Source organism: Streptomyces torulosus (assembly GCF_001419765.1).
GTDB classification, from domain to species: domain Bacteria; phylum Actinomycetota; class Actinomycetes; order Streptomycetales; family Streptomycetaceae; genus Streptomyces; species Streptomyces torulosus.
Genome location: NZ_LIRK01001007.1, coordinates 1 through 2,314 on the forward strand (window position 1 = coordinate 1; position 2,314 = coordinate 2,314).

The following is a 2,314-nucleotide window of genomic DNA, read 5'->3' on the forward strand; positions in this document are numbered from 1 at the left end:
CCCCCTACCCCATCGCCTCCACGACCCCGTCCCACAAGCGGGCCCTCGCTTCGAGCGCGGCGGTCGCCGTCTCCACCGCCTCCTCCCACCGCCCGTCCTCGGCCCCGCACAGGTCGGCCACCATGGCCATCGCCATCGGGGTGTGCTCCTCGCCGTCGACCTCGATGTGCCGTGCCAGATAGTCCCGGAACAGGCAGAACCGGTCGGTGCCCTCCGCGCCGATCACCTGGTCGAACATGTCGGGGATCAGGTCCTCCCGTGAGAACGCGAACGCCGCGGCCCGGCAGTGCAACGGCCGCTCCGCGATGATCTCGAACGTGGTCCGGACGAACTCCGCCGCAGGGCCCGGCACTTGGGCCACCCTCAGGGCGGCCGACACATCGTGGCCCTCCCCGACGAGCCCCAGGAACGTGTCGAGGCGGGCGGTGTCCGCGCCGGCCTCGGCCATGCCCGCCCGGTACAGCTCGAAGTGACTGGTGAACCCGCCGTTCAGCTCGTCGCTCTCCTCGACCAGGACGATGTCGTTGATGAGCCGCCGGCTCACCTCCGAGCCCCGCGGCACCCACGGGACGTCGACGCACGTGAGGTCCCGCTGGAGGGACTTCAGCAGCGACATGAAGTCCCACACCGCGTACACATGGTGCTCCATGAAAACGGCAAGGTCCGCACGGCTTTCCACCCGCCGATAGATGGGGTGCGCGGTGACTTCTTTCCGTACGGGTTCGATCGCGGCACGCGCCTTGTCGATTCCCTCGTGCTGGAGGTCCCAGTCGTACCTGGACATGGCTCTCCTTTTCTTCCGTGCTGCTTCTTCGCAGAGCCCGAGGGCGATGGTGCGCCTTTTTCGGTTTGCCGGGCAAGCGCTTCCGGAAATTACCGGAAGTTACTCCGTCGTACTCCCCGACAGACGGCTCCAAGGCGGCTGAAAGAGCGTCATACGCGAACGATCCGGACAGCTTGAAAAAGTTCGTTGAAGATTTGAACGGGGCGTCAGTTCTTCCCGTACTCGACGGCGTGAGCAGGAATCCCGTTACCGTCACCATCGCGTATCACGTGGTGCCGGGGCGCGAGGCCGACTTCCACTCGTGGGGGTGGGCCGCGCTGCGTACGAGTGCGCGGCAGCCGGGCTTTCTGGGGGGCGGCGTACTGGTCGACGGAGAGGCGGAGTGGCATGTGGTCTACCGCTTCGACAGTGAGGATTCGGCCCGGACCTGGGAGAACTCCCTGGTCAGGGCCGAGTGGGCGGCACGTGCCGAGGGGCTGGCCAGGGAGACCGGTCGCCGCAGCGTGACGGGCTCCAAGGCCTGGTTCGACTCCCAGACAACCCGGGAACCGACGCCGGCCGCCCCACGCCCGCCCCCGAAATGGAAACTCTGGCTGGTGAATATGAGCGCGGTCTTCCCACCCGTGCTCCTGTTCAACCTGCTGGTACTCCCTTATCTCGCCGATCTCAATCCACTTTTCCGAACACTTCTGCTGTGTCTGTCCGTGACGGCCATCGTCACCTGGATTCTCATGCCGAGACTCCAGCGATTCCTCAAAAAATGGCTGTACCCGCCGCTGCAGGCGCTGCGCGGCCGGCACAAACGTCGGACCGCCTAGGTCCGAGAACGATCAGAGGGGGGTGGGCAGGATGAAAACCTTGCTCATCGACAATTATGACTCGTACACGTACAACCTGTTCCAGCTGATCGCCGAGGTCAACGGCGAGGAGCCGGTGGTCGTGCTCAACGACGCCTCGCCCGACGACATTCCGGAACTGCGGGAATTCGACAACGTCGTGGTGTCGCCCGGGCCCGGCCACCCCTCGGAACCGCGCGACTTCGGTATCGCCGCGCAGGTCATCGCCGAGGCCGCGATCCCCGTGCTGGGCGTCTGCCTGGGCCACCAGGGCATCGNNNCCGTCGTCCGCTACCACTCGCTGTCCGTGCGCGAGCCTCTGCCGGCGAGCCTGGAGGCCACCGCCTGGTCCGAGGACGGTGTCCTCATGGGGCTGCGCCACCGTGAACGGCCGCTGTGGGGCGTCCAGTTCCACCCGGAGTCCGTCCTCACCGACCACGGGCACCGCCTGCTGGTCAACTTCCGCGACCTCACGGAGGAACGAGCCGGCGGCCCCCGTACGAGAAGCTCCCGCAGCGCCCCGCCCGACCCGCCGAGGAGCACCCCGGTCACCGCGCGGGCCGGTGCGGTGACCGGGGTGCTCCTCGGCGGGGCGGGCGGGGCGCTGCGGGAGCTTCTCGTACGGGGGCCGCCGGCTCGTTCCTCCGTGAGGTCGCGGAAGTTGACCAGCAGCCGGTGCCCGTGGTCGGTGAGG

General features: G+C 67.6%; 3 protein-coding genes and 1 pseudogene. 3 read left to right on the plus strand and 1 reads right to left on the minus strand.

What is annotated here, in order from left to right; all coding sequences use genetic code 11:
* Positions 1–4 precede the first annotated feature (4 nt).
* Positions 5–784, minus strand: coding sequence for a DUF3050 domain-containing protein (locus AOK23_RS43590; RefSeq protein WP_055717874.1), 780 nt, complete (start codon positions 782–784; stop codon positions 5–7).
* 173 nt (positions 785–957) lie between these two features.
* Between AOK23_RS43590 and AOK23_RS43595 the strand changes: the two genes are divergently transcribed.
* The 3 genes and pseudogenes from AOK23_RS43595 to AOK23_RS51280 all read left to right on the plus strand — a co-directional run.
* A complete protein-coding gene (locus AOK23_RS43595) occupies positions 958–1,602 on the plus strand; it encodes an antibiotic biosynthesis monooxygenase (RefSeq protein WP_420823810.1) in 645 nt (214 codons plus the stop codon).
* Between the two features lie 31 nt (positions 1,603–1,633).
* A partial coding sequence (locus AOK23_RS51275; protein ID WP_240496859.1) for an aminodeoxychorismate/anthranilate synthase component II occupies positions 1,634–1,898 on the plus strand: 265 nt, incomplete at its 3' end.
* Positions 1,899–1,901: 3 nt separating this feature from the next.
* A pseudogene (locus AOK23_RS51280) lies at positions 1,902–2,143 on the plus strand (glutamine amidotransferase-related protein); the annotation flags it as partial.
* Positions 2,144–2,314 lie beyond the last annotated feature (171 nt).

Bases quoted from the DNA above. Each gene is read 5' to 3' on its own strand.
- AOK23_RS43590 (WP_055717874.1), bottom strand. From the start codon at position 784: ATGTCCAGGTACGACTGGGACCTCCAGCACGAGGGAATCGACAAGGCG.